Raw genomic sequence first — 23,446 nt, 5'->3', positions numbered from 1 at the left:
CGGGAGAGGGGCGTCAGGGCAGGACGGGCGCGGGCGAGGCCGGGGTGAGGGGACCCTCCACGACGTCCTTCCGCTTCCAGAGATAGTAGATGGCGGGATAGACGAGCAGCTCCAGCAGGAAGCTGGTGGCGAGGCCGCCCACCATGGGCGCGGCGATCCGCTTCATCACGTCGGCGCCGGTGCCCGTGCTCCACATGATGGGCAGCAGCCCCATGAATGCCGCGAAGACCGTCATCGCCTTGGGGCGCACGCGCTTCACGGCGCCGTGGATGATGGCTTCCACCAGGTCCGCGGTGGTCCGCAGGCGCCCTTCCCGCTTCGCCTCGTCGTGGCTGAGGTCGAGGAACAGCAGCATGAACACGCCGGTTTCGGCGTCCAGCCCCATGAGGGCGATAAGCCCCACCCACACGGCGATGCTCATGTTGTAGCCCAGGGCCCACAGCAGCCAGAAGGCGCCGATGGCGCTGAACGGCACGGCCAGCATCACCACCGACGCCTTGAAGGCGCTGCGGGTGTTGGCGTAGAGCAGCCCGAAGATCAGCACGAGTGTGATGGGCAGGATCACCTTGAGCCGCTCCTTCACGCGCAGCATGTTCTCGTACTGGCCGGACCAGGTGAGGCTGTAGCCCGCGGGGAGCTTCAGATCCTTCTCCACCGCGGCTTTGGCGTGCTGCACGTAGCTGCCCACGTCGATCTTGGCGGTGTCGAAGTCCACGAGGACGTAGCCGTTCATCTGCCCGTTCTCATCGCGGATCATGGCCGGACCCTGGGCCCACTTCAGGTCCGCGATCTCCTCCATGGGAATCACCGCGCCCGCCGGCGTGGGGATGAGCACGCGCTTCAGGGCATCGGGGCTCTCGCGGAAATCCCGGGCGTAGCGGACGTTCACGGGGTAGCGCGCCCGACCCTCGAAGACCGTGCTCTGGTTGTCGCCGCCGATGGCGGTCATCACCAGCATGTTGGCCTGCTCCACGCTGAGCCCGTAGCGGGCCAGCTGCTCACGCTTGAGGACGAAATCCAGGAAGTAGCCCTGGGCCGTGCGCTCGGCGAAGGCGCTGCGCGTCCCGGCCACGCCCTGGAGGATGCGCTCGGCGTCCACCGCCACCCGCTCGATGGTGGCGAGATCCGCGCCATTGATCTTGAGGCCCACCGGCGTGCGGATGCCGGTGCTCAGCATGTCCAGCCGCGCCTTGATGGGCATGGTCCACGCGTTGGGAATGGCCGGCAGCCGCACGGCGCGGTCCAGATCGGCCACGATCTCCTCCTGGGTGACGCGGTCCCGCCAGAAGGGCCGGAGGGCGGACTTCACGAAATCCGGCGCCCAGGAGCTGTACCAGCGGGGCTTCGCGCGCCACTGGTCCTCGGGCTTGAGCACGATCACCGTCTCCATCATCGAGAACGGCGCCGGGTCCGTGGCGGTGTCGGCGCGGCCCGCCTTGCCGAACACGCGGGCGACTTCGGGGACCGTGCGGATCAGGCGATCCTGCACCTGGAGGATGCCCTGGGCCTCGGTCTGGCTGAGGCCCGGCAGGGTCGACGGCATGTACAGCAGCGTCCCCTCGTTCAGGGGCGGCATGAACTCGCTGCCCAGGCTCACGAAGGCGGGGATGGTCCCGAGCACCAGCAGCACGGCCACGATGAGCGTCGCCTTGGCGTGCTTCACCACGAAGCGGCAGGGCCCCTCGTAGATCCGGTGGAGGAACACGCTGATGGGGTGCTGCTCCTCGGCGTAGTAATTGCCGACCGCCACCTGGGTGAACGTCCAGGCCAGCCACCTTGGCTTGAACTGGAAGGGCTCAACCCGCGCGAACAGCATCCGCATGGCCGGATCCAGGGTCAGGGCCAGAATCGCGGCGATGGCCATGGCCAGATTCTTGGAGTAGGCCAGGGGCTTGAACAGCCGGCCTTCCTGGTCGAGGAGGGTGAAGATGGGCATGAAGCTCACCGCCACCACCAGCAGGGAGAAGAAGACGCTGGGTCCCACCTCCATCAATGCGGCGAGCCGCACTTCGTAGAAACTGCCCGGCCGGCCGGCGTCCATCCACTGCTGGATCTTCTTGTAGGCGTTCTCCACCTCCACGATGGCCCCGTCCACCAGTACGCCAATGGAGATGGCGATCCCCGCGAGGCTCATCAGGTTGGCGTTCTGCCCGATGCCGTACATGGGGATGAAGGCCAGCGCCACGCTCACGGGGATCGTGATGATGGGCACCAGGGCGGACGGAACGTGCCACAGGAAGATCAGGATGATGATCGAGACCACGATCATTTCCTCGATCAGCTTGTGCTTCACGGTGCGGATGGCGTTCTCGATCAGCTCGGAGCGGTCGTAGACGGGCACCACCTCCACGCCCTCGGGCAGGCCCGGCTTCAGTTCGGCGAGCTTGGCCTTCACCCGCTCGATCACGTTGAGGGCGTTCTCACCCTGGCGCATGACCACGATCCCGCCCACCACATCGCCCTGCCCATCCAGGTCCGCGAGCCCGCGCCGCATCTCGGGCCCCAGCGTGACGGTGGCCACTTCGCCCAGCCGGACGGGGGTTCCGTTCTCAGCCTTGAGGACCGCCTGCGCCAGATCCTGCGTGGTACGGACGTAGCCCCGGCCCCGGACCATGTACTCCCGCCCGCTGTATTCCACCAGGCGCCCGCCGGCTTCGGAATTGGCGCCCTTCACGGCGCCGATCACCGCGTCCAGGGGAATGCGGTAGGCCGCCAATTTCTGCGGATCCACCTGCACCTGGAACTGCTTGGCCTGGCCGCCCACGGTGGCCACTTCCGACACGCCGGGCGTGCTCTGCACCGCGTAGCGCAGGAACCAATCCTGGAGGGAGCGCAGCTCATCCGTGCTGTGCTTCCCGCTGCGGTCCACCAGGGCGTACTGGTAGATCCAGCCCACCGACGTGGCGTCGGGGCCGATGGAGGTCTGGACGCCCGGCGGGAGGTTCGAGGTGATCTTGGAGAGGTACTCCATCACACGGCTGCGGGCCCAGTAGATGTCCGTCCCGTCCTCGAAGATCACGTAGACGTACGAGAACCCGAAGTCGGACAGGCCGCGCACCGCCTTCACCTTGGGCGCGCCCAGGAGGCTGGTGACGATGGGGTAGGTGACCTGGTCCTCGACGAGGTCCGGGCTCCGGTCCCACTTGCTGTAGACGATCACCTGCGTGTCGCTGAGATCCGGCAGGGCGTCCATGGGGATGTGGCGCATGGTCCAGAAGGACATGGCCAGGAGGACCACCGACGCGGCCATCACCAGCCAGCGGTTTTCCGCCGAAAAGCGGATGATCCGCTGGAGGAAGGTCGGGTGCTCGGGATCATAGGCGGTGTGGCTAGTCATGGGATGTCCCATCGAAAGAGAGTCGGGGGCCACGGATGAACACGGATGGACACAGATGGAAAAGCAGGTCGGTAAGGTTCATGTCATCCATCTCGTGCGCGGATCTGCGTTCATCCGTGTTCATCCGTGGCGATCCAAATCAGTGTTTGTGCGTCAGCTGCGCCAGGGCGGCTTTGAGGCGCGATTCGGAATCCACCAGGAAGTTGGCCCGGACGACCACCTGGTCGCCGGCGGCCAGGCCGGAGCGGATCTCCACCTTCTCGCCCGTGGTGGTGCCCGTGGTCACTTCCCGGGGCGCGAACTTCCCGCCGCCCAGGGCGACGAAGACCACCTTCGTGGCGCCCGCGTCCAGCACCGCGTCCAGGGGCACCAGCAGCCCCTTGCGGGCCTGCCCCTTGATCGTCACGTCCCCGAACATCTCGGGCTTGAGGATGCCGCCCGGATTCGCGAACTCCAGACGGGCCTTGGCCGTGCGGGTCTTGGGATCCATCACGGGATCCAGGAAGGCGATGCGGCCCTGCAGCGCCTTGCCGGCGGCGGCCGGAAGGCTCAGTTCCGCGGGGAGCCCCGCCTTCACGCGCCCCAATTCCGCCTCGTAGATGTCCGCGAGGACCCACACCCGGCTGAGGTCCGTGATCTCGAAGGGCACGTCGGCGGGCGTGAGCCGCGCGCCTTCCACCACGTTCTTCGCGGTCACCACCCCCGAGATGGGGCTGCGGAGGGTAAGGGCCCGCTGGATTTCGCCGGTCCGCTCCAGCCGATCGAGCGCTTCTTGCGGCACGTCCCACAGGAGCAGCCGCCGCCGGGCGGACTCCAGCAGGTCGCCCCCCGACTGCTGGAGCGTGCCGCCGGACAGGGCCTTCTGCGTCTTCAGGGCCAGCAGATACTCCCGCTGGGCGCTGACGAATTCGGGGCTGTAGAAGCTGAACAGCGGCTGGCCCTTGGCCACGGGCTTGCCCACGAAGTCCACGAAGAGCTTCTCCACGAAGCCCTCCACCTTCACGGTCACCTTGCGGACCCGGGTCTCGTCCACGGCCACCCGGCCGAGGGTCTTCAATTCGCCGCCGACCTGGCCTTCCGCCGCCGTCTCGGTCCGCAGGCCGATCAACTGCTGGCGCTCGGCGTCGATGGTGACCGCGGCGTGGCCTTCCAGTCCTGGCCCGGCCTCGCCGTTCCCCTCGATGGGCACCAGGTCCATGCCGCAGAGGGGGCAGGTGCCCGGATGGTCCTGGATGATCTGGGGGTGCATGGGGCAGTGGAACATCTGCTTCTTGGGGGCGGCCGCGGCCTCCGGGAGATGGGCGTGGCTGGAAGCGGGCCGCAGGAGGAGCGTGCCGCCGACCCCGGCCGCCAGCCCCAGGGCCACGAGGCCCAGGGTGCGGAGGGGGGATCCGGAGCGGGCGGGCGCGTCGAACGAGGGGTGATCGGAAGTCATGGCGGATCTCCTACATCTTCATGGAAGCGGGGCCGGCCTCGGAGGCTTGGCCGGCCTTGGCGGAGGCGGATCGGGAAGCGGACGGCATGGCGGCGGCGCCGGTCAGGCTGGCCGAGGCGAGGGCGCCGCCGGTGACGGGCGCGGTGGGGCCGAGGGCGGCTTCCCGCAGGGCGATGTGCTGGGCCTGGAGTTGGGCCAGGGCCTGGAGATAGGCGCCCTGGTCGCCCACCCAGCCGTTCAGGGCCTCCAGGGCCCCCAGGAAGGCGCCGCGTCCGCCCTCGTACTGGGCCAGCGCCGCCTTGAAAGCGGCCTCGCTCTGCACCAGCAGGCCCTGGCGGTAGAGGTCCCGGGTGCGGCGCAGGAGCTGGATCTGGATGGCGCGCTCCTCGGTGCGCTGGCGGAGGAGGGTGCGGACGGATTCCACCTCGGCGCCCTGCCCCTGGCGGTGGTGCTCGTGCTCGGCCACCGCCCGCTGCTGCTTGTGGCGGCCGTAGATGGGCAGCGAGATGCTCACCCCCACCTGCCACATGGGCTCCAGGCTGCCCCGGGGCATGATCCCGGCGGTGACGGCAAAGTCCGGCCGCCGGTCCAGCTTCGCCAGGTCCAGCAGCTTTTCCGTCTGGCGCACGCCGGCACGGGCGCCCGCCAGTTCGGGGCTGAGGGTCTCCACGTCCGCAGGGGCCAGGAGCGCGGGTTCCGGCAGGTCGGCGAGAAGGGAAGCGGTGGCGATGGGATCGGCGGGCTCATGCTGCCGCAGCCGGTTCAGGACCGCCAGGGCGGTGCGCTCCTCCGCCTCCAGCGCCCAGGCGGATTGCTGAAGGCGGGTGCGCTCCAACTGCGCGCGGAGGAGGTCGCCCTGGGTTCCCTGCCCCACCTCGTAGCGGGTGCGGGCCAGTTGCTCGGCCTGTTCCAGGAACACCGCCTGCTGGTCCAGCAGCCGCTTCTGGTCCCGCACCAGCAGCAGCGCCGCGTAGCCCCGGCGCACGTCCGCCTCCAGCCCGAGCTGCACGCGGCGGCGGGAGGCCTCGGACAGGTCCACCCCGAGGGCGGCGGCCTCTTTCCGCAGGCCCCGCTTGCCGGGCCAGGGGAAGGGCTGGGTGAAGGCCACGCTGTAATAGCTGGTCTCCATCTTGCCGATCATCAGTTCCTTGAACCCGTCGTTCTGGAGGCCCAGGGACAGCGACGGATCGGGCAGAACGCCCGCCTGGGGGACGCGCTCCTGCTCCATCCGCACCGCGGCTTCCGCCTTCTGGAGGTCGGGATGGGCTCCCAGAGCCTCGGCCAGCAGGCCCTCGAGGACGGGATCGGGAGAGGGGGATTCGGGAAGGGGGACCTGCGCCCCGGCCGGCGCGGCGAGCACCAGGGCCGGGACCAGGCGCAACGCGGCGCGCATGGGATCTCCGAGAGGAAACGAGGGAACGGCCCGCCCCGCGGGCAGGCATGGCTTCGCTCGGTTCCGGTCAGATCCGGAAGGTGCTCAACGCGGCCAGATGCCGCCCCAGATCGGGGTCGCGCCCCCGACCCTCCGTGGGCAGGAGGGCGGATCCGGCCATCGGCACGGCGGCACGGTCCCAGCCGGCGGGCTCGGGCCGGGGTTCGGCGCGGCGCTCGGCCTGTTCCGTCTGCGAAAGGGCGGCCTGGACGGCCACCGTGGACCGCTCGGAAGAGGCGCCCCGGAGCGGCGTGCGGGAATTCTCGGGCCGCGGGCAGGGACAGGCGTCCTCGGCTCCGGCGGGCGGCATCGCTCCGCAGCAGCAATCGTGAGCCTGCGCCGCCCGGGAAGCCGCCGGCGCCCAGTCCCCCGCCCCGCCGCCCAGGAGCAGCGCGACGGCCAGGATGGCGCGCAGGATCGACCGCACGGAGGAACCTCCGAAGTCCCCATGATAGGCCTGCCACCCGTGTGGAAACACGGAATCCTTGATCGATGTCACAGGGTCCGCGGCGTCCCGTGGGGAGAGGCCCGGGGCGCTAGGATGAACGCATGGGCGCGGCGGAATCGGCGGACGTGGTGATCATCGGCGGCGGGATCGCCGGCCTGAGCCTCGCCTTCCACCTGGCCCGGGCGGGCCAGCGCGGCATCGTCCTCCTGGAGCGGGAGGATCAGCCCGGCACCTACGCCAGCGGGCACAATGCCGCCGTGGCGCGGTCCCTCACCGGCCGGGACGAGCACACGGCCCTCACGGTGGAAGGGCGCCGCCGCCTCGCGGAAGCGGGCCTGATGACCGAGGGCGGCGGATTGCTGGTGAGCGCGGAAGCCGGCCCCCTCGACGCCTTCGAGGCCGAGGCCGCCCGCCATGGCGTGGAGGTCCACCGCGGCGCGGGCATCCCCCTGCCCGGCCTGAAGGCCGCGGAGCACTTGGCGATCCCCGCGGATGGCGTCATCGACATCGCGGGGCTCCTGCGGACCTGCGCCGAGGGCGCCCGGGCCGGCGGCGCGGATCTGCGCTTCGGCTGCGCGGTCACCGCCCTGCGGCCGACGGAAGACGGCTTCGACCTGGACACCGACCGCGGCCCCCTTCGCGCGAAGACCGTCGCCATCGCCGCGGGCGCCTGGGCCGGAGAACTGGGCGCCCAGGCCGAATCGCAGCTCGCCTTCACGCCCCTCCGCCGCTCCCTGGTGTGGAGCGCCGCCGCCCACGCCCAGCAGGATCCCTGGGCTTGGTGGGTGGACCGCCCCTTCTACCTGCGCCCCGAAAGCGGCGGCGTCCTGATGTGCCCCTGCGAGGAGGCCGCCGCGCCCCTGCCCCCGCGCGGACGCCAGCCGGATACGGATCCCACCGTGCTCGAAGGCCTCTACGCCAGCCTGCGGGAACTGGCGCCGGAACTCGCGGACCGCCCCGTCACCCGCTACTGGACCGGCCTGCGGACCTTCGTCCCCGACCGCCGCTTCGCCATCGGCTGGGACCCCTGGAACCCCCGCCTCTTCTGGTCCGCCGGCCTCGGCGGCCACGGCATGACCAGCGGCCTCGCCGTCGGCCAGCTCGCCGCCGACTGCTACCTGCGGAAGACCACCGCGGGACCGCTGGACCCCGCCCGGTTCAAAAGCTGAAGTAACCGCGAAAGACGCAAAAAGGGCGCGAAAAAAAGAAAAGGATGGCTGCCGAGAACCCCAACGGTGCCATTTCTTGGCGTTCTTGGCGCCTTGGCGGTGATCCTTTTCTTCTTTTTCCCTTTCGCGCCTTTTCGCGTCTTTCGCGGTTGCTTTGTCCTCTAGGATCTCTCCATGACCATGCTCCGCGTCGCGCTCGTCCAGCAGGCTACGGTCTGGCAGAACCCGGCGGCGAACCTGACCCGGGCGCGGGGCTTCGCGGAGGCGGCGGCGCGGGCGGGGGCGCGGGTGGCGGTGTTTCCGGAGCTGTTCACGCTGGGCTTCACCATGGCGCCGGAGCCCTTCGCCGAATCCATTCCCGGCCCCACCACGGACGCCGTAGCCGCGCTGTCGCGCGAATTCGGGCTCTACCTCGTGGGCTCCGCGGTGGAGGCCCACGCGCCCCACCCGCGCAACGCCGCCTTCGTCACCGGACCCGACGGCGCCCTGGTGGCGGCCTATCGCAAGATCCACCCCTTCTCCTACGGCGAGGAGCATCAGCACTACACCGGCGGCGGCGACTGCCCCGTGTTCGAGCTCGACGGCGTCCCCTGCGGCCTCCAGATCTGCTACGACCTGCGCTTCCCCGAGCCCTTCCGCGCGTTGGCCGCCCAAGGCGCCGAGATCGTCTTCATCCCCGCCAACTGGCCTGCGCGGCGGATCTCCGCCTGGTCCACCCTCCTCGCCGCCCGGGCCATCGAAAACCAGATGGCCGTGTGCGGCGCCAACCGCGTGGGACGCGATGCCCTCGGCCTCGACTATCCCGGTGCCTCCGCCATCCACGACGCCTTCGGCGAAGCCGTCGCGAAGGGCGACGCCGCCGAAGGCCTGGTGGTGGGCGACATCGACCTTTCCGCCCTCAGGGCCTGGCGCGAACGATTCCCGGCGCTGAGGGACCGGAGGCCGGAAGTCTATATGGGGCTGGAGCGCCCTTCCCCGGGCGAGCCCCGGAGCTAAATTCGGCGCGCCTTCCGGACGCGGGGAAGCCGGCCCTTTCGCGAGGCGGGGCCGGAGCTTTTCCGCGTTCGGCCGCCGGGATATGCCCGCCTCGGCGGGAAGGCCGGGCCATAGATTTAATTCATCAGGTGATTGAAATCACATCCCAACCCCTCGGTCTTGTATGCCCAACACGGCAAGAGGATATTAAGACTCGGTCTCATTCTCTATTGACCAGCCTCCTAAATCCTCCGCAATCGCACGACGATTCCGCCTGATCCAAGGCCTGGGAAGGAACCTGAACATGAAAAAGCCGAGAGGCCCTTATGAGGGCCCCAGAACTCGCTTTGCCCGTTTATCGCTGCTCGCGCCCGTATTCCTGTGCGCTCCCCACCTTTTTGCGGACGAACCGCAAGGTCCGGCCAAGAAGCTGATCCTGGGCGGATATGGCGAGCTGGTGTACCAGCACTTCGATTATTCGGCGGACGTGAACCGCTACAACTACCCGGAAAAGTTTGGCAAGGAGAACCGCGGGATCACCGATATCCCGCATTTCGTGCTGTTCGCCTCCTACGACTTCGGGAACAGCTGGAAGTTCTCCACCGAAGTGGAATTCGAGCACGGCGGCTCCGGCTCCGCGCTGGAAATGGAGAACGAGGAGGCGGGCGAATTCGAACACGAGATCGAGCGCGGCGGCGAGGTGGTGCTGGAGCAGTTCTGGCTGGAGAAGACCTTTTCCGACCGGGCCCATGTCCGCTTCGGCCATCTGGTCGTCCCCGTGGGCCGCACGAATTCGAACCATCTGCCGAACCAGTACTTCACCGTGCTGCGGCCGGAAGGCGAGAACCGGATCCTGCCCCTCACCTGGCACGAGAACGGCATCGAGTTCTGGGGCAAGACGAAGCATTTCAAATATCAGATCCTCCTGGTCAACGGCCTCCGCGCGGAAGGCTTCGGGTCGTCCCAGTGGATCAAGGGCGGCAGCGGGTCGCCCTACGAATACAACATCGCCTCCAGCTGGGCGGCCGCTTTCCGCGTGGAGCACCGCCCCCTGGACGGCCTCTCCCTTGCGCTCAGCGGGTATGCCGGCCAGAGCGCCGCGAACAGCCTGAAGTACGACCGGTACAAGGGGCTGGACGGCAACGTCACCATCGGCGCCTTCGACGCGCAGTACAACAAGCACGGCCTGATCGTGCGGGTGAATTCCGTCTTCGGAAGCCTGGGGGATTCCAAGGAGATCTCGGCCATCAACAAATCCCTGCCGGGGCTGTCGGCCTCGCCCCGGGACAACGTGGCGTCGGGCGCCACGACCTACGGAATCGAAGCCGGCTACGACGTGTTCTACGGGCGCGGCCCTTCCCAGCTCTACCCCTTCGTGCGGTACGAGTACTACAACTCCATGCAGAAAACGGAACCCGGGATCCTCGCGGATTCCCGCTATTCCAGGAAGGTCGCCACCGCCGGCTTCAACTATTTCGCCACCGACAAGATCGTTTTGAAGGGCGAATATTCAAAGCGCATTTTCAAAGAACCCTATAAATCCGAAAACACCATTTCGCTTGGAGTGATGTTCGCAGGAATGTTCTAACCCTTTTTCACCCATTGAAGGAGTTCATCATGCACAAACGCTATTTCGCCCCGTTGGCCGCAGTCTCGTTGGTGTTCGGCCTGGCCTGCAGCAGCAGTTCCAAGACGGCGGAGACCCCCGTCGACACCGTGTCCCTACTGGATGGTTTCACCAACACCACCGTGATCCCCACCTACCGCAGCATGTCGGACCAGGCCACGGCCCTGGCGGCGGCCTGCCAGACCTTCGGCCCCGGCATCACCGCGGCCGACGTGCAGACCGCCTGCGACCGTTGGGCCGCGACCCGCGAGCAGTGGGAGAAGAGCGAGGCCTTCCTGTTCGGCCCCGCGGACTACTACAGCCTCGATCCCGCCCTGGATTCCTGGCCTCTGGACAAGAACAAGCTGGACCAGGAATTGGCCAAGATCGCCAACGGGTCCATCACGGGCTTCAACGCCGCCTACGTGAGGAACAACTACGACGAGACGCTCAAGGGCTTCCACGCCATCGAGTACGTCCTCTTCCGCAACGGCGCGCCCCGGACGGCGGCCAACGCGGGCCTGCCCTCCGCCGCCGAGATCACCTACGTGAAGGCGGTTTCCGAAGTGCTGAGGGACGACTCCATCACGCTCGAAGCCAGCTGGGCCGGCTTCACGAAGGTTTCCGCCCAGAAGCAGGCGTTCCTGACCCAGGCGGGCATCTCCATTCCCAGCCTCCCCTACAGCGACGAGATGATCAAAGCCGGACAGGGAAGCGCGGTCAGCCGGTTCTCCTCCCCCGCGGCCGCCCTGGGAACCGTCCTACAGGGCTGCATCGACATCTCCGAGGAAGTGGGCAACGCGAAGATCGCCGGCCCGGCCGCGACCGGCAACATCCTCGACGTGGAATCCTGGTACAGCTGGAACTCCACCCTCGACTTCCAGAACAACATCCGCAGCGTCGAAAACACCTACCTCGGCGGCGTGGACGCAAGCACCCGCAACAAGGGGCTGACCGTGTTCGTGGCCGCGAAGAACTCGGGGCTGGATGCCGAAATCCGCACCCGCATCTCCGCCGCCATCACCGCCATCGGCGCCATGGGCCGCTTCGAGGATCGCCTCAGCGCGACCGATCCCAAGGTGGTGGCCGCCATCGCGGCCTGCAACGACCTGCGGACCTCCCTGATCAAGGTCCGGGCACTCATCTAACGCGATCCAGGAGGGCGGAGCCGAACCTGGGCCCGCCCTCCCTTTTCCTCGATGGGATTCTGCTATGAAACTTGATCAGCGCCTTCTGCTTCCGCTGTGCCTGGGCCCGCTCCTCCTGGTCTCCTGCAATTCGTCCGACGACGCGAAGCCCGCCGCGCCCCCCGCCGCCCTGTCCGAGGAATACTACGCGGGCGGGCTCATGGGGACCGTCTTCAACACCACCGCCAGCTGCTATCAGCAGCCCTCCCCCGCCGTCACCGACCTGGCGGCCTTCCGCCGCGGCGAAGCGTTCTTCGACACGCCCTACGTCATCGGCAACGGCACGCCCTTCTCGGGCCTCGGACCCGTCTACATCCGGAAGAGCTGCGTGAGCTGCCACCCCGGCTATGGGCGCGGCCGGCGCCAGACCGACCTCAACGTGGAGAGCGGCAACGGCTACCTCGTGTTCGTCCACAACCCCGATGGAAGCATCTGCACCGGCTTCACCAACATGCTGCAGACCCACGCCGTCGCGCCCTTCATCCCGCCGGTGGAGCGCGTGGACGTCGCCTGGAACCTCTTCGTCGACGCCTACAACAACAAGTACCCCGACGGCACGCCCTACAACGAAGGCCTCCCGTACCAGGGGACCCTGATCTCCCCGACCGCCTCCCTGGTCAACTGCATCCTGCCGCTGCCCAACAACTACCGGGTCAGCCTGGAAGCGACCATTGGAATCCCGGGCACCGCGTTGCTGGACGCCATCGCCGACGAGACGATCATGGCCGAATACGACCGGCAGCAGGCCGCGCCGGGCTCCATCAAGGGCCAGCACGGACCGTGGATCACCGAGCCCTTCGACGGCAAGCCGCACCTCGGCAAGTTCACGTTCAACTGCGCCCGTGCCACCCTGGAAAACGGCCCCGGCATCAACGCCCTCTACAGCATTTTCAACCTCACCCGGAAGGACAAGCCCAAGAACTACCTCACGCCCGAGTGGGTGAACAAGATGCTGGAGCTGGGCATCGTCGACGCGGCGGGCGCCGCGGACCTCCTGGCCGACCAGCCGGAAGAGATCACCCAGAGCGACGTGAAGGACTTCATGATCTGGCACCGCGGCCTGGCCGTGCCCGCCGCCCGGAACCTGGACGACGCCACCGTCAAGGAAGGGAAGAACCTGTTCTTCAGCGCCAAGTGCAACGAGTGCCACAAGCCCTCCTGGACCACCGGCACCTACGCCGCCATGCCCGGCTACTCCAACCAGAAGATCTGGCCCTACACCGACCTCCTGATGCACGACATGGGCGAGGAGAACAAAGGCCGCACCCGCCTGTTCCGGACCACCCCCCTCTGGGGCCGTGGCCTGATGAAGATCGCCGCCAACCACACCGACATGTTCCACGACCTCCGCGCAAGGAACTTCGAAGAAGCCATCCTCTGGCACTTCGGAGAAGGCACCGCCTCCCGCGAAGCCTTCCGAAACATGACCAAGAGCCAGCGGGCAGCGCTGATCAAGTTCTTGGAAGCGATCTAAACAACAACCGAAAATCAGTCTACTGGGACATGCGTAGGATTCGGGGAAGGCCCTCCAAGCCTTCCTCGAATTGTTTATAAATTGAAAAGCAAGAATAAGCCGCCGATGAATACGGATAAACACCGATCAGGAGCTCGAATTCTCCCCATGCGCGAGAATCGGCCGACGGATGCCTTGGCATTCAGGAATGACTAGGATCTGAACCTGGGAAGCCGCTGCAAAGCTCCGACAACGTCCGATGAAGGAAGGCGATCCATCCCGCCGCAGGTCATGAGCGCAAAATCTTATCCATGGATTTTCCCTTGGCAAGTTCATCGATCAACTTGTCAAGCCACCTTATTTTTTGGGTAATGGGATCCTGGATCTCCTCCACTCTAACGCCACACACGACGCCCTTGATCTCCGAACTCTTGGGATGGATCGCCGGCGCCTGGTCGAAAAAGGCCTGGAAATTGATGTTGACGTTCGCATAGCGAACCAGGTCATCACGGGTGTAGCCCGTCAACCAGCAGATAATCGCGTCCACCTCTTCCTTTGTGCGGTTTTTGCGCTCTGCCTTTTGCACGTAGAGCGGATAGACGGTGGTGAACAGCAATTGTGAGATGGGGCGTGTCGACATAGCAACCTCAGATGATTGGGTAAATCTTGTTTCCGGATTTCCAACGAACGGAAGCACCTCAGGTTCCAGCCCGATGATGAATGAACAGGATCTACCGCTACTTATCAAGACCTGACGAATGAAGCTAACCGGCCCATTATCGCGGGGACACAGGCGCTGAATGGTTGGAGGACACTGGCGCGTAGCGATAGGGCCCAAGTCGAGCACCGGGTCAGGTCCGTCGGGAGCCGGAGAATCATTTCCGCACTTCCCCTGGGCCCAACCCGAGGCGCTTGTTTTCTCTGAGGAGGCTGATGGCTTCGGAAATCCGCTTTCCTCGCGTATCGTCGCGCTTGGCCGCTGAGATCCAGCCGACATACCGCCGCTGATGGGAGAGAGGCAAGTTCTGGAAATGGGTCCATGCAACGGGGTCGGCCTGAATGGCGGTCATAAACCAGACAGGGGGGAAAGGTTCAGAGGGATTGCTGGAATCAGCCTGGGAGCACTCCGCGTGGCTGAGTGAAGCAACGCCGGACGGTGCGAGAAGCCCCGCCACTTGCAGTTCTTTGGCCAGCGAGAGATTGACCGCGGACCATTTAGAGGACTTCGTTCGTGGGGAAAAACGTTGGGCATACTTCTCGTCGTCGATTCGCTGGCGTACCCCGTCGATCCAGCCGAAACAAAGGGCCTCCGACAAGGCATCTTTATAAGAAAAAGCTGGCTGACCCACATGGGCTTTTGTGAAAACCAGCCAAATCTCCTTTTCTTTAGCGTGATACTGTTCAAGCCAGTTGCGCCAAGCCTTCCGAGTTTTAGGTTCAAGCGTGGTCGTGAGTAACATGGCAAGGCCTAACGAATGAAGCTAACCGGACCAGCCGCAGCGAAGACGATTAGCGGAGAATATTCCGTCCCCCTCTGAGGTTGGACAGGCAATAAGGAGCCGAGAAGGATGATATCCAGCCGCCAGGGTGCGAAGCGATGGGAGGCCGTAGGCCGACCGAAGCGAAGCACCCTGGCGCGGCGGCTCCGGAGGGCTCAGGTCCTTCACCAGGAGAACCCCTATGTCCCAAACCCAACCCCTCCCCGAAGGGAATATCCAGCGATGGACGGCCAAAAGGAAGGCCGCCGTCGTTCTGGACCTGATCAAGGGAAAGATCACGGCCGCCGATGCCGCCCGCCAGCACGGGCTGACCGTGGCCGAGTTGGAGCAGTGGAAGGACGACTTCCTCAGCCAGGGCACGGAGGCCCTGCGCACCCACCCACGGGACCGCGAGGCCCAGTGGGAGGCCGAGAAGCAGCGCCTGCAAGCCAAGGTCGGCGAGCTGGCGCTGGAGGTGGACATCCTAAAAAAAGCGCATCGCATTCTCGGCAAGGACTTGCCGGAAGGGATCTCGTGAATGCGGTGCGGTGCGATGTGCTGGAGGCGGGGATGGAGATCCCGATGACTCGCCTCTGCCGGGTGCTCGGTGTGCCGCGCTCCACGGTCTACCACCAGCCCAAGGTGGAGAAGCTGCATCGCCCGGTGGACGAGGCCCTGGCCAGGACCGTCCACGAGATCATCCAGGCCCACCCGACCTTCGGCATCCGGCGGGTATGGGCCTGGTTGAGGTATCGCCTGGGTCAGTCCACCAATCGCAAGAAGATCCACCGCCTCATGCGGATCAAGGGCTGGAGCTGCCGCCAGCGGGCCGTGGGGAAGCGCCCAAGGGTGCCGGGGTCGAAATCCATTGCCCCGTTCCCCAACCAGCGCTGGTCCACGGACATCGCCCTGGTGGAATGCGGGGTTGATGGTTGGTGCGCGTTCGTGCCCGTCCTGGACTGCTGCACCCGCGAAGTCCTGGGCTGGAGCCTGGATCGAACGGCCAGGGCCCAGAATGCGGAACGCGCTCTGGAAGAAGCCCTGATCCACCGGTTCGGATGGACCCACGGCGCACCGCCGGGCCTCGCCCTCCGCCATGACAATGGCCTCGTGTTCGGCTCCCGGGCCTACCGGGCTCTGGTCAAGGACTACGGCCTGAAGCAGGAATACATCACGCCCTATACCCCCGAGCAGAACGGCTTGTGCGAGCGGTTCATCCGTTCGTTCAAGGAAGAGTGCGCCTGGCTCCACCGGTTCCAGGACATCCGCGAAGCCCGCGCCGTCATCGCCCGATACATCGACCACTTCAACACCCAGAGGCCCCACCAGGCCTTGGCCTACCGGACGCCCCGAGAGGCGTTCCTCAACCCCCAACCCGCTGCCTGATAACCCTCAAACTTGTCCAACAATCAGGGGAGCACTACAAGAAGAGACGACTGGATTGCCAGGGGAAGAAGGACTCCGCCGCTCGCGGCTGGGTCTAAGTTGAGCGAGAAGTCAGACCGCAAGACATCCAGGCTTGGTTGATGCAAATCACTGTGATTCAGGCTGGGAAACCATGTGGAGCACCCCCCAACCGTGGCCATCTAGGTCGACGAAGCTGTGGGTGTACATGAACCCAAAATCCTCGGGTTTGTCGTAGGTTGAACCACCAGCAGCAAGGGCTTTGGCGACCAATTCATCAACCTCTTCGCGGCTCTCACAACTGAGAGATATCAAAACCTCGACGGCCTGACTGGTATCGCAGACGGCTTTAGGCGTGAACTCACGGAACTTGGCGTGAGTTCCCAACATGACAGAAATCGCATCGCTGATGACGATGCACGCAGCCGTGTCATCGCTGAATTGCGGATTGTGAGTAAATCCGAGCGCCTTGAAGAAGGTGACCGACCTCTGGAGATCAGCGACAGGGAGGGTAAGGAAAATCTGGTTGATCATGCCAATCTCCTTGACCTGGAAGTTGCGACGATAATGATGCGGCCTAACGAATGAAGCGAACCGGCCCCGCCTGCGCCGAGGCGATGAGCGGAGCCGAGGTAGCGAGACATTGAGAGTGAGGGGAAGACAATGCAGGCGGGATCCGAGTTGAGCGAGAGGTTAGGCATCGACGGCGTTCGTGCGAAGCCATCAAGGAGCAACGGTGATGACGGCAACATACACGTCACTGCTCCGGGTCTTGGAAGTAGCGATGACTCTGTCTGAGCCTGGGGATGGCGGTGCGGTATAGACCCCTTGCGGGGTGATGCTGCCGTGGTCGCTGGTCCAGTTGTAGTCTCCAACTGGTAGCGGAGCAAATCCGATGACTTGGAATTGCTGAGTCGTAGCGGTCTTGATGGTCGGCTGCAAAGGCGAGATTTGAAGGGCGTCGTAGACCTGAGCCGACTCCGGACTGCGCCGATGATCCGTACAGGCAAAAAGCCCAATCAGAATGAAGGGGATTAAAATTTTCATTTCTATCCTCCATCGGATGTTGCTGTTGGACGATTTTAGCGCCCTTCCAGTATCTAAAGGCCGCTCTTGAAAGCGGCACCCTGTAGTCTCGGGGCTTTATCTCCGTTTATCAGTGCTCATTTGTGGCTAACAAGCTCATTTCCCCGGATTCGCCGGCGCATCCCGCTTGTACCACGACGCCTGCCCATAGACCGGTTTCACCTTCTGCTCCAGGGCCTCCATCTCGGCGGCGTTCAGGGGCAAGAAATCTCTAGCGATTCTCACGTTCTCTTCCAGCTGGGCGAGGTTGTCCACACCGATGATGGCGGTGCTGACGGGGTGGGTGAGGGTGTAGCGCAGGGCCTCGGGCATGGTGAGGGTGCCGGGGCGGTCGTGTTTGGCGGGGCCGCGCTGCTGGTCGGGGGGCGGAGGCTGGACGCCGGCAAGGATGCGGCCGCGGGCGGGGATCTTCATGGCGATGATGCCCATCTCCTTTTCCACGGCGAGGGGGAGGAGGGTCTTCTGGAAGGGCAGGTGCCAGGCATCGGCGGCGTTGAGGGCCATCAGGACGCAGTCGAAGGGGAAGCGGCGGATGGCTTCGGCCAGGACGTCGGGGTCGGTGTGGCCGCTGAGGCCCAGGAAGCGCACCAGCTTCTGGTCACGGGCTTTCTGGAAGGCCTCCAGGGCGCCGCCCTTGGCGCAGACCTTCTCCACGTCGTCCAGGGTGCTCATGGCGTGGAGCTGCCACAGGTCGACGTGGTCCGTCTGGAGCAGCTTCAGGGAGGTCTCCAGCAGGCGGAGGGAGCCGTCGGCCGTGCGGTCGTGGGTCTTGGTGGCGAGGAAGGCCTCCCGGCGGCGGCGCTTCATCACCTTCCCGAAGTACTGCTCGCTCCACCGCGCGTCGCCCCCGTAGCGGGCGGAGGTGTCCAGGTAGTTCACGCCCAGGTCCAGGGCCCGCTCGATGATCCGGACGGCGGCCGCCTCGTTGTCCGGCTTCTCGATGGCCGCCTGGCCGCCCAGGCTGAAAAGGCCCACCTTGTGGCCTGTGCGGCCCAGGTTGCGGGTGGGCATGGTCGCGGCGGTGGCCGGGTTGAAGGGAGCGCCACCCGCCGGCGCGGGGGAAAGGGACGGGGCAAGGGCCTCTTCCACGGCGCCCAGGCGGGCGGCGACGAGGCCCGCGCCTGCGGCGGCGCCCAGCTTGAACAGGTCGCGTCGGGTGGTGCCGGCCATGGCGGCCTCCGAGGATAGATGACCCCAGTATCGCTCCGAAAGGAGGCCTCGGTTTTTCCGGGCATTTGAAATTCAGAGAAAAAAACTCACCACCAAGGCGCGAAGACACCAAGAAAGGCAAAAGGAGATTTGATTCAGTTCTTGGTGGCCTTGGTGTCTTGGTGGTGAATCCTTTGGAAAGGTCAGACCTTTCCCCAGTGCTCGCCTCGGGCCAGGGCCTCTTCGCATTCGGGGCAGTAGTCCACGCGTTCGCCGGTGTTCAGGAGGGACTCGCTGCTGGGGATCCGCAGGCCGCAGAGGGTGGTGCCCTTGCGGCCCACTTTCTGGTTCCAGCTGCCGGGGACGATCAGGTGGGCCTTGGCGTCCCGCACCACGGGGCGCTCGACGCCGTGGCCGTGGTAGGCGAGGTCGGCCCGGAGTTCCTGGATGGTCTCGTTCGCCGCCTTCAAGCGGAGGGCGAACTGGCGGCAGATGACGCGCGTCAGCATGGGGAACCGCTCCATAACTGTCTCCAGGTGCGCGGGCACCAACACCAGGACGTGGCATTCGGTGCGGGCGCGGACGGAGGCGGTGCGGCTCTGCCCGCCCAGGTAGGCCATCTCGCCCACGATGGCGAAATGTCCCGCGTCGCAGGTGACCTCGTCGAGCACCAGGCCCGAGGCTTCCTTCTCCACCGCGTAGGTGCCGCGAAGGACGATGAACACCTTGTTGGAGGCGTCCGATTCCTGGAACAGCCACTCGCCCTCGCGGTAGAGGAGCGGCCGGATCTCGGGATGGACGAGGGTCAGGGCCTTGATCTCCGCCAGGGCGAAGGAGCGGATCTGGTCGAGCGTCATCGGCACGGGCATGGCGGCACCTCCTCCGTCCTTCCACCGCCATCCTCGCCCCATCGGGGCTCCCGCGGTAGGGGCCTCCCCGGCGCGGAGGGGGTCCGCGCCGGGAAAGGTCCTGCCCGGTCCGCGTCTACTTGCCCAGCGCCTCGTCCGCCAGGTGCCCGGCGTCCATGATCTTGCGGAGGGCTTCGAGGATGGCCCGGACGTCGGTGGCGACGGCGCGCTTGGTGTCGGCGTCGTAGACGTAGTACCCGCCCTGCCCTTCGTAGACGCTGTCGAAGTTGATGCCCACGAACTCGCCCTTGACGTTCACCACGGGGCTGCCACTGTTGCCGCCCACGGTGTCGCAGGCGTAGATGAAGTTGAAGGGCGTGGCGAGGTCCAGCTTCACCTGGCGGTCCAGCCAGCGCTGGGGCAGCGTCCACACGCCGCCTTCGGCCGCGGCCGCGTTGCCGCCCCAGCCCAGGTGGCGGTCGAACATCCCCATGTAGGTGGTGAACGGCTGGGCCAGGGTGCCCGTCCCGTTGGCGTAGGTGGCGACGGGACCGTAGCCCAGGCGCAGGGTGAAAGTGGCGTCGGGATAGAGGGCCTTGCCGAAGACCTTGAACCGCGCCTCGGCGATGCGCCCGCCCTGCTCGTTGAACACGCCGGTGACCTCGGCTTCCATCTGCTTGCGGATGGCGCGGCTGAAGGGGTCGATCGCCTTCGCCAGCCGGATCATGGGATCCGCGGAGGCGTCCAGCACCGCCTTTCCGCCCTCGGCGAGCTGCCGGCGCACCGCCGCGTCATCCAGCTTCGTGCCCTCTACGGCGGCCTTGGCCACGGCCTCGGGCGTCCGTCCGCCCAGCACGGCTTTCACGAAGGGATGGCCATCGCCCAGCGCCTGCCGCGCCTCTTCGAGGCCCGCGGCCAGGAGGGCCTGGTCGATGGCCTTGTGCACGGGCCGGGGGGAGAGCAGCTGGGCCCGGGTGGCCTTGAGGTTGCCCTCGCTGAATTCGCTCAGGCGCTCGGCGGAGGGCTTGGCGGTCTCGTCGGCGAGGCGCACCAGGGCGATGGCGTGGCGCAGCGCGGCCACGCGCCCGACCAGCGTGGCGCGGCCGGTATCGAGGTAGGTGGCCTCCGCGAGCAGCGCCTTCTGGCGCGCCACGGCCTGGGCCACACGGTCCCAGCTCCCGCCCACGCGGGCCTGCAGCGCGGGGTCCTTGGCCACGGCCGCCTTCAGCGCGGCTTCGGCTTCGGCCACCTTCGCCAGGTTCTCGGGCTTGGAGAGGCCCAGCAGCTGGCCGCTCAGGCGCTTGTGGCCGTTCTCCAGGCTGTAGATGGCCTCGGCGGCCAGGCGCCTGGCCTCGGGAGACGTGGCGGACAGCGCGAGGAGCGCCTGCTTCTGGCGCTCGATGGCGCGCAGCTGGAAGGGGATGCCGGTCTCCCGAGCGTAGGCCATCTGGGCGTGGGTCTGCTGGCGGTAGGTGGTGCCGGGATGGCCCGAGATGAAGGTCAACTCACCCATGGACGCGCCCTTGGCGCTGAAGGGCAGGATGGCGTCGGGGCGGTAGGGCTTGCCGTCTTCATAGACGCGGAACAGCGCGAAGTCCAGGTTGTGGCGCGGGTAGGTGTAGTTGTCGGGGTCGCCGCCGAAGGCCGCCACCTGCAGCTCGGGAGCCGCGGCCAGGCGCACGTCCGTGAACTTCCGATAGCGGTACAGCCAGTATTCGCCGCCCTGGTAGAGGGTCACGGGCTCGCAGGTGAGGCCGGTCTTCGCCTCGTCGGCCTTCCGCAGGTCCGCCAGGGCGTTGCGCCGGGCCGTCAGGGCCTCCTGGTCCGTGGCGCCGGGCTTCACGGCGCCATTCACCTTCGCCGTCACGTCTTCCATGGAGACCAGCATCATCAGCTCGAGGCCGGGCACCTTGATCTCCTGAGCGCGGGTGGCGGCGGTGAAGCCGTCCCGCACCAGGTCCGCCGCCGCGGTGGACATCTGGGCGATGGCGTCACGGCCCACGTGGTGGTTGGTAACCACCAGCCCATCGCGGCTGACGAACGCCCCCGTCCCATTGGGGAAGCGCACCGTGGCGAGCTGGAGGTTCTTCAGCCAGGAAGGCTCCAGCGCCACGCCGTACTTCGCCTTGATCTTCTGCACGGGGATGTTGTCGAAGGTCCACATCCCCTCGTCCGCGCGCAGCGCGGGCAGGGCCAGGAGCAGGGCAAGGGCGGTGAGGCGCATGGGAACTCCGAAAACAAATTCAGGAAGGGAAACCGCAGATGACGCAGATTTCGCAGATAGAAAATCGAGGACCTGTCCTTATCTGCGCCCTCTGCGTCATCTGCGGTTGAAGGTTCACTTCCCCGTCAGCTCGGCGACGAGGTGCTTGGCGTCGTAGACCTTGTCGAGGGCTTCGACGATGGCGCGGACGTCCACGGACAGGCAGCGGTTCACGCGGGCGTCGAAGTAGTAGCGGCCGGCGTTGCTCTCGATGTTGCCGTCGAAGGCCAGGCCCACCAGCTCGCCGCGCTTGTCCACCACGGGACTGCCGGAGTTGCCGCCGATGATGTCGTTCGTGGAGATGAAGTTGTAGGGCGTGAACAAGTCGAGCGCAGCGCGGCGGGCCAACCAGCGCTGCGGCACCTCCCAGGAACCGCCCTCGGCCTTCGGCCCCCAGGCGGCGGCGCGATCGTACATCCCCGCGAAGGTCGTGAAGGGCTGGGCCAGGGTGCCCGCGCTCGGGTAGGTCTCGATGGCGCCGTAGGACAGCCGCAGGGTGAAGGTGGCGTCCGGATAGGCCGAGGTGCCGTAGACCGCGAACCGGGCCTTGGCGATCCGCGCCAGGTGCTCGGAGACGACGGCCTGGAGCGCCCGCTGCTTCCGCTGGACCTCCTCCAGCCGCGCGGACAGGCCCCGGGCCACCACCAGCGCGGGGTCCCCGCTTTCGAGGATCGCGCGGGGATCGCCGTCGGCCAGGGCCGTCCGGACGGCGGGATCGGCGAGACGCGACCCAGCGGACAGGGCCTTCGCGGCGGCCTTGGGCGTCTTCCCGTCGAGCAGCTGGCGGGTCAGGGGATGATCCGGGCCCAGCTCGTCCAGGGCGCCGGCCAGGGCGATCTGGAGCACCAGGGTCCCAGCGGCCACTTCCTCCGCGGGTTGGCGCTTCAGCGTCGCCTTGAGGGCCTCCAGCGCCTTTTCATCGCGGTACTCGGGCGACCGCTGGTCGGCGGGCTTCGCCCGCTCGGAGGCGTAGCGGTGCAGCGGCAGGGCGATGCCCAGGACGCTGGTGCGGAGCGCGGCCGCCACGGACGCCTCCTTGGCGAAGGCGCCCTGCTGGGCGACGGCCTCCGCGATGCGGCTCCAGCTGTCCCCGGCCAGGGCCTGCAGCTTGGGATCCGCCGCGACCTTGGCCCGCAGCTCCTTCTCCGCCGCCGCCACCTTGGCCATGGCCGCGACGTCCTTCAGCCCATCGGTCTCGCCCGCAACCACCTTGTAGGCGTTCTCCAGGCTCATGAGTTGGTCGGAGACCGTGCGGGCCTGTTCCTCGCCCTGGGCGGCGTAGGCGTGGAGGGCGGTACGGCCGCGGTCCAGCCCGCGCAAAGCGAGAGGATTCGTCACGTCGCGCTTGGCCTCCATCTGGGCCAGGGTCTCCAGCCGCGAGGTGCGGCCGGGGTGGCCCACGGTGAACACCAGGTCGCCGTAGCCCGCACCTTTCCCCCAGGCGAGGTGGTGGGGCGGCGCGTAGGGCTTGCCGTTCTCGTAGACGCGGAAGAGGCTGAAATCCAGGTCGTGGCGCGGCCAGCTGAAGTTGTCCCAGTCCTTGCCGAAGGCGGCCACGCCGTATTCCGGGGACATCACCAGGCGCACGTCGGTGTGCTTCTTGTAGCGGTAGATCCAGGACTGGCCGCCCTGGTAGAGGATGACCGGCTGGCAGTCCAGGCCCGTCCGCGCGGTCTGCTCCTTCGCGAGGGCGGCGAGCGCGTCCGACTTGGCCTTGGCGGCGGCCTGGTCATCCGCGCCGCTGGGCACGGCCTTCTCCACCTGCGCGGTGACGTTCTCCACCTCCACGAGCGTGAGCAGCGCGAGGCCCGGAACCTTGATCTCCTGGTCCCGTCCCGCAGCGACGAAGCCGTTCTTCACGTAGTCGTGCTGGGCGTCGGAGACGAGCTGGGTCCAGTGGTGGCCCACGTGGTGGTTGGTGAGCACCAGCCCGTCCTTGCTGACGAAGGAGCCCGACCCGCCGGGAAAGCGCACCGCCGACAGGCGCACGTGGTCCAGCCACGCCTGGCCCGGCGCCCACCCGTACTTGGCCTTGATCTTGGGAGCGGGGACGTTGTCGAAGGTCCACATCCCCTCGTCCGCCCGCAGCGCGGGAAGGGCGAGGACCGAGGCAAGGGACATGGCGAGAGCGGTGAGGCGCATGGAAACTCCGAAAGCAAATTCAGAAAGGGGAACC

The 23,446-nt window shown here is 66.7% G+C and carries 19 protein-coding genes; 7 read left to right on the top strand and 12 right to left on the bottom strand.

All coding sequences use genetic code 11. From position 1 onward, the window contains the following. Positions 1 to 13: 13 nt before the first annotated feature. From RAH39_RS04190 to RAH39_RS04175, 4 genes are all read right to left on the bottom strand, one after another. Positions 14 to 3,337 (bottom strand): efflux RND transporter permease subunit, encoded by a 3,324-nt coding sequence (locus RAH39_RS04190; RefSeq protein ID WP_306591550.1) that lies wholly within the window; start codon positions 3,335 to 3,337, stop codon positions 14 to 16. 139 nt (positions 3,338 to 3,476) lie between these two features. Then, the gene (locus RAH39_RS04185; RefSeq protein ID WP_306591549.1) at positions 3,477 to 4,772 is read right to left on the bottom strand and encodes an efflux RND transporter periplasmic adaptor subunit; all 1,296 of its coding nucleotides are present in this window, start codon (positions 4,770 to 4,772) and stop codon (positions 3,477 to 3,479) included. 10 nt (positions 4,773 to 4,782) lie between these two features. Next, positions 4,783 to 6,165: a TolC family protein gene (locus tag RAH39_RS04180; protein ID WP_306591548.1), complete on the bottom strand. Its 1,383-nt coding sequence runs from the start codon at positions 6,163 to 6,165 to the stop codon at positions 4,783 to 4,785. Positions 6,166 to 6,232: 67 nt separating this feature from the next. Then, positions 6,233 to 6,631, bottom strand: coding sequence for a hypothetical protein (locus tag RAH39_RS04175; protein WP_306591547.1), 399 nt, complete (start codon positions 6,629 to 6,631; stop codon positions 6,233 to 6,235). Positions 6,632 to 6,753: 122 nt separating this feature from the next. Between RAH39_RS04175 and RAH39_RS04170 the strand changes: the two genes are divergently transcribed. From RAH39_RS04170 to RAH39_RS04150, 5 genes are all read left to right on the top strand, one after another. Next, positions 6,754 to 7,821 (top strand): NAD(P)/FAD-dependent oxidoreductase, encoded by a 1,068-nt coding sequence (locus tag RAH39_RS04170; protein WP_306591546.1) that lies wholly within the window; start codon positions 6,754 to 6,756, stop codon positions 7,819 to 7,821. A gap of 174 nt (positions 7,822 to 7,995) precedes the next feature. Next, a complete protein-coding gene (locus tag RAH39_RS04165; RefSeq protein ID WP_306591545.1) occupies positions 7,996 to 8,817 on the top strand; it encodes a nitrilase-related carbon-nitrogen hydrolase in 822 nt (273 codons plus the stop codon). A 283-nt stretch (positions 8,818 to 9,100) separates the two neighbouring features. Then, positions 9,101 to 10,384: a hypothetical protein gene (locus RAH39_RS04160; protein WP_306591544.1), complete on the top strand. Its 1,284-nt coding sequence runs from the start codon at positions 9,101 to 9,103 to the stop codon at positions 10,382 to 10,384. 29 nt (positions 10,385 to 10,413) lie between these two features. After that, positions 10,414 to 11,550: an imelysin family protein gene (locus tag RAH39_RS04155; protein WP_306591543.1), complete on the top strand. Its 1,137-nt coding sequence runs from the start codon at positions 10,414 to 10,416 to the stop codon at positions 11,548 to 11,550. A 64-nt stretch (positions 11,551 to 11,614) separates the two neighbouring features. Further along, entirely contained in the window at positions 11,615 to 13,063 is a 1,449-nt protein-coding gene (locus RAH39_RS04150; RefSeq protein WP_306591542.1) for a di-heme oxidoredictase family protein, read from the top strand. A gap of 268 nt (positions 13,064 to 13,331) precedes the next feature. Here RAH39_RS04150 and RAH39_RS04145 read toward each other — a convergent pair whose 3' ends face one another. Further along, a complete protein-coding gene (locus tag RAH39_RS04145) occupies positions 13,332 to 13,682 on the bottom strand; it encodes a DUF2200 domain-containing protein (RefSeq protein ID WP_306591541.1) in 351 nt (116 codons plus the stop codon). 235 nt (positions 13,683 to 13,917) lie between these two features. Beyond that, positions 13,918 to 14,502: a YdeI/OmpD-associated family protein gene (locus RAH39_RS04140; RefSeq protein ID WP_306591540.1), complete on the bottom strand. Its 585-nt coding sequence runs from the start codon at positions 14,500 to 14,502 to the stop codon at positions 13,918 to 13,920. Between the two features lie 220 nt (positions 14,503 to 14,722). Between RAH39_RS04140 and RAH39_RS04135 the strand changes: the two genes are divergently transcribed. Both RAH39_RS04135 and RAH39_RS04130 read left to right on the top strand, forming a co-directional pair. Continuing rightward, a complete protein-coding gene (locus RAH39_RS04135; protein ID WP_306590246.1) occupies positions 14,723 to 15,058 on the top strand; it encodes a DUF1153 domain-containing protein in 336 nt (111 codons plus the stop codon). Next, complete coding sequence (locus RAH39_RS04130) at positions 14,941 to 15,906, top strand: IS3 family transposase (protein ID WP_306591277.1); 966 nt, start codon at positions 14,941 to 14,943, stop codon at positions 15,904 to 15,906. The genes RAH39_RS04135 and RAH39_RS04130 overlap by 118 nt, the downstream gene beginning before the upstream one ends. 147 nt (positions 15,907 to 16,053) lie before the next feature. Here the strand turns inward: RAH39_RS04130 and RAH39_RS04125 are convergent, their stop codons facing one another. The 6 genes from RAH39_RS04125 to RAH39_RS04100 all read right to left on the bottom strand — a co-directional run bounded on the left by RAH39_RS04125 (position 16,054) and on the right by RAH39_RS04100 (position 23,412). After that, entirely contained in the window at positions 16,054 to 16,458 is a 405-nt protein-coding gene (locus tag RAH39_RS04125) for a VOC family protein (protein WP_306591539.1), read from the bottom strand. 189 nt (positions 16,459 to 16,647) lie between these two features. Beyond that, on the bottom strand, positions 16,648 to 16,971 hold the full coding sequence (locus RAH39_RS04120; RefSeq protein ID WP_306591538.1) for a hypothetical protein: 324 nt from the start codon (positions 16,969 to 16,971) through the stop codon (positions 16,648 to 16,650). Between the two features lie 135 nt (positions 16,972 to 17,106). Continuing rightward, positions 17,107 to 18,180: an aldo/keto reductase gene (locus tag RAH39_RS04115; RefSeq protein ID WP_306591537.1), complete on the bottom strand. Its 1,074-nt coding sequence runs from the start codon at positions 18,178 to 18,180 to the stop codon at positions 17,107 to 17,109. Positions 18,181 to 18,362: 182 nt separating this feature from the next. Next, the gene (locus RAH39_RS04110) at positions 18,363 to 19,028 is read right to left on the bottom strand and encodes a Crp/Fnr family transcriptional regulator (protein ID WP_306591536.1); all 666 of its coding nucleotides are present in this window, start codon (positions 19,026 to 19,028) and stop codon (positions 18,363 to 18,365) included. 115 nt (positions 19,029 to 19,143) lie between these two features. Continuing rightward, positions 19,144 to 21,231 carry a S46 family peptidase gene (locus RAH39_RS04105; RefSeq protein ID WP_306591535.1) on the bottom strand — a complete coding sequence of 696 codons (2,088 nt, stop codon included), beginning with the start codon at positions 21,229 to 21,231 and terminating at the stop codon, positions 19,144 to 19,146. Positions 21,232 to 21,345: 114 nt separating this feature from the next. Further along, entirely contained in the window at positions 21,346 to 23,412 is a 2,067-nt protein-coding gene (locus tag RAH39_RS04100) for a S46 family peptidase (protein WP_306591534.1), read from the bottom strand. Between the last annotated feature and the right edge of the window lie 34 nt (positions 23,413 to 23,446).

Origin of the sequence: Geothrix sp. 21YS21S-4, from assembly GCF_030845995.1 — a bacterium.
Taxonomy (GTDB): Bacteria; Acidobacteriota; Holophagae; order Holophagales; family Holophagaceae; genus Geothrix.
The sequence above is the reverse complement of the archived record's forward strand: the minus strand, read 5'-3'. Positions and strand labels throughout refer to the sequence as shown.

Coding starts and splice junctions, on each gene's coding strand:
- RAH39_RS04190 (WP_306591550.1), bottom strand. CDS start 3,337: ATGACTAGCCACACCGCCTATGATCCCGAGCACCCGACCTTCCTCCAG.
- RAH39_RS04185 (WP_306591549.1), bottom strand. CDS start 4,772: ATGACTTCCGATCACCCCTCGTTCGACGCGCCCGCCCGCTCCGGATCC.
- RAH39_RS04180 (WP_306591548.1), bottom strand. CDS start 6,165: ATGCGCGCCGCGTTGCGCCTGGTCCCGGCCCTGGTGCTCGCCGCGCCG.
- RAH39_RS04170 (WP_306591546.1), top strand. CDS start 6,754: ATGGGCGCGGCGGAATCGGCGGACGTGGTGATCATCGGCGGCGGGATC.
- RAH39_RS04165 (WP_306591545.1), top strand. CDS start 7,996: ATGACCATGCTCCGCGTCGCGCTCGTCCAGCAGGCTACGGTCTGGCAG.
- RAH39_RS04160 (WP_306591544.1), top strand. CDS start 9,101: ATGAAAAAGCCGAGAGGCCCTTATGAGGGCCCCAGAACTCGCTTTGCC.
- RAH39_RS04155 (WP_306591543.1), top strand. CDS start 10,414: ATGCACAAACGCTATTTCGCCCCGTTGGCCGCAGTCTCGTTGGTGTTC.
- RAH39_RS04150 (WP_306591542.1), top strand. CDS start 11,615: ATGAAACTTGATCAGCGCCTTCTGCTTCCGCTGTGCCTGGGCCCGCTC.
- RAH39_RS04145 (WP_306591541.1), bottom strand. CDS start 13,682: ATGTCGACACGCCCCATCTCACAATTGCTGTTCACCACCGTCTATCCG.
- RAH39_RS04140 (WP_306591540.1), bottom strand. CDS start 14,502: ATGTTACTCACGACCACGCTTGAACCTAAAACTCGGAAGGCTTGGCGC.
- RAH39_RS04135 (WP_306590246.1), top strand. CDS start 14,723: ATGTCCCAAACCCAACCCCTCCCCGAAGGGAATATCCAGCGATGGACG.
- RAH39_RS04125 (WP_306591539.1), bottom strand. CDS start 16,458: ATGATCAACCAGATTTTCCTTACCCTCCCTGTCGCTGATCTCCAGAGG.
- RAH39_RS04120 (WP_306591538.1), bottom strand. CDS start 16,971: ATGAAAATTTTAATCCCCTTCATTCTGATTGGGCTTTTTGCCTGTACG.
- RAH39_RS04115 (WP_306591537.1), bottom strand. CDS start 18,180: ATGGCCGGCACCACCCGACGCGACCTGTTCAAGCTGGGCGCCGCCGCA.
- RAH39_RS04110 (WP_306591536.1), bottom strand. CDS start 19,028: ATGCCCGTGCCGATGACGCTCGACCAGATCCGCTCCTTCGCCCTGGCG.
- RAH39_RS04105 (WP_306591535.1), bottom strand. CDS start 21,231: ATGCGCCTCACCGCCCTTGCCCTGCTCCTGGCCCTGCCCGCGCTGCGC.
- RAH39_RS04100 (WP_306591534.1), bottom strand. CDS start 23,412: ATGCGCCTCACCGCTCTCGCCATGTCCCTTGCCTCGGTCCTCGCCCTT.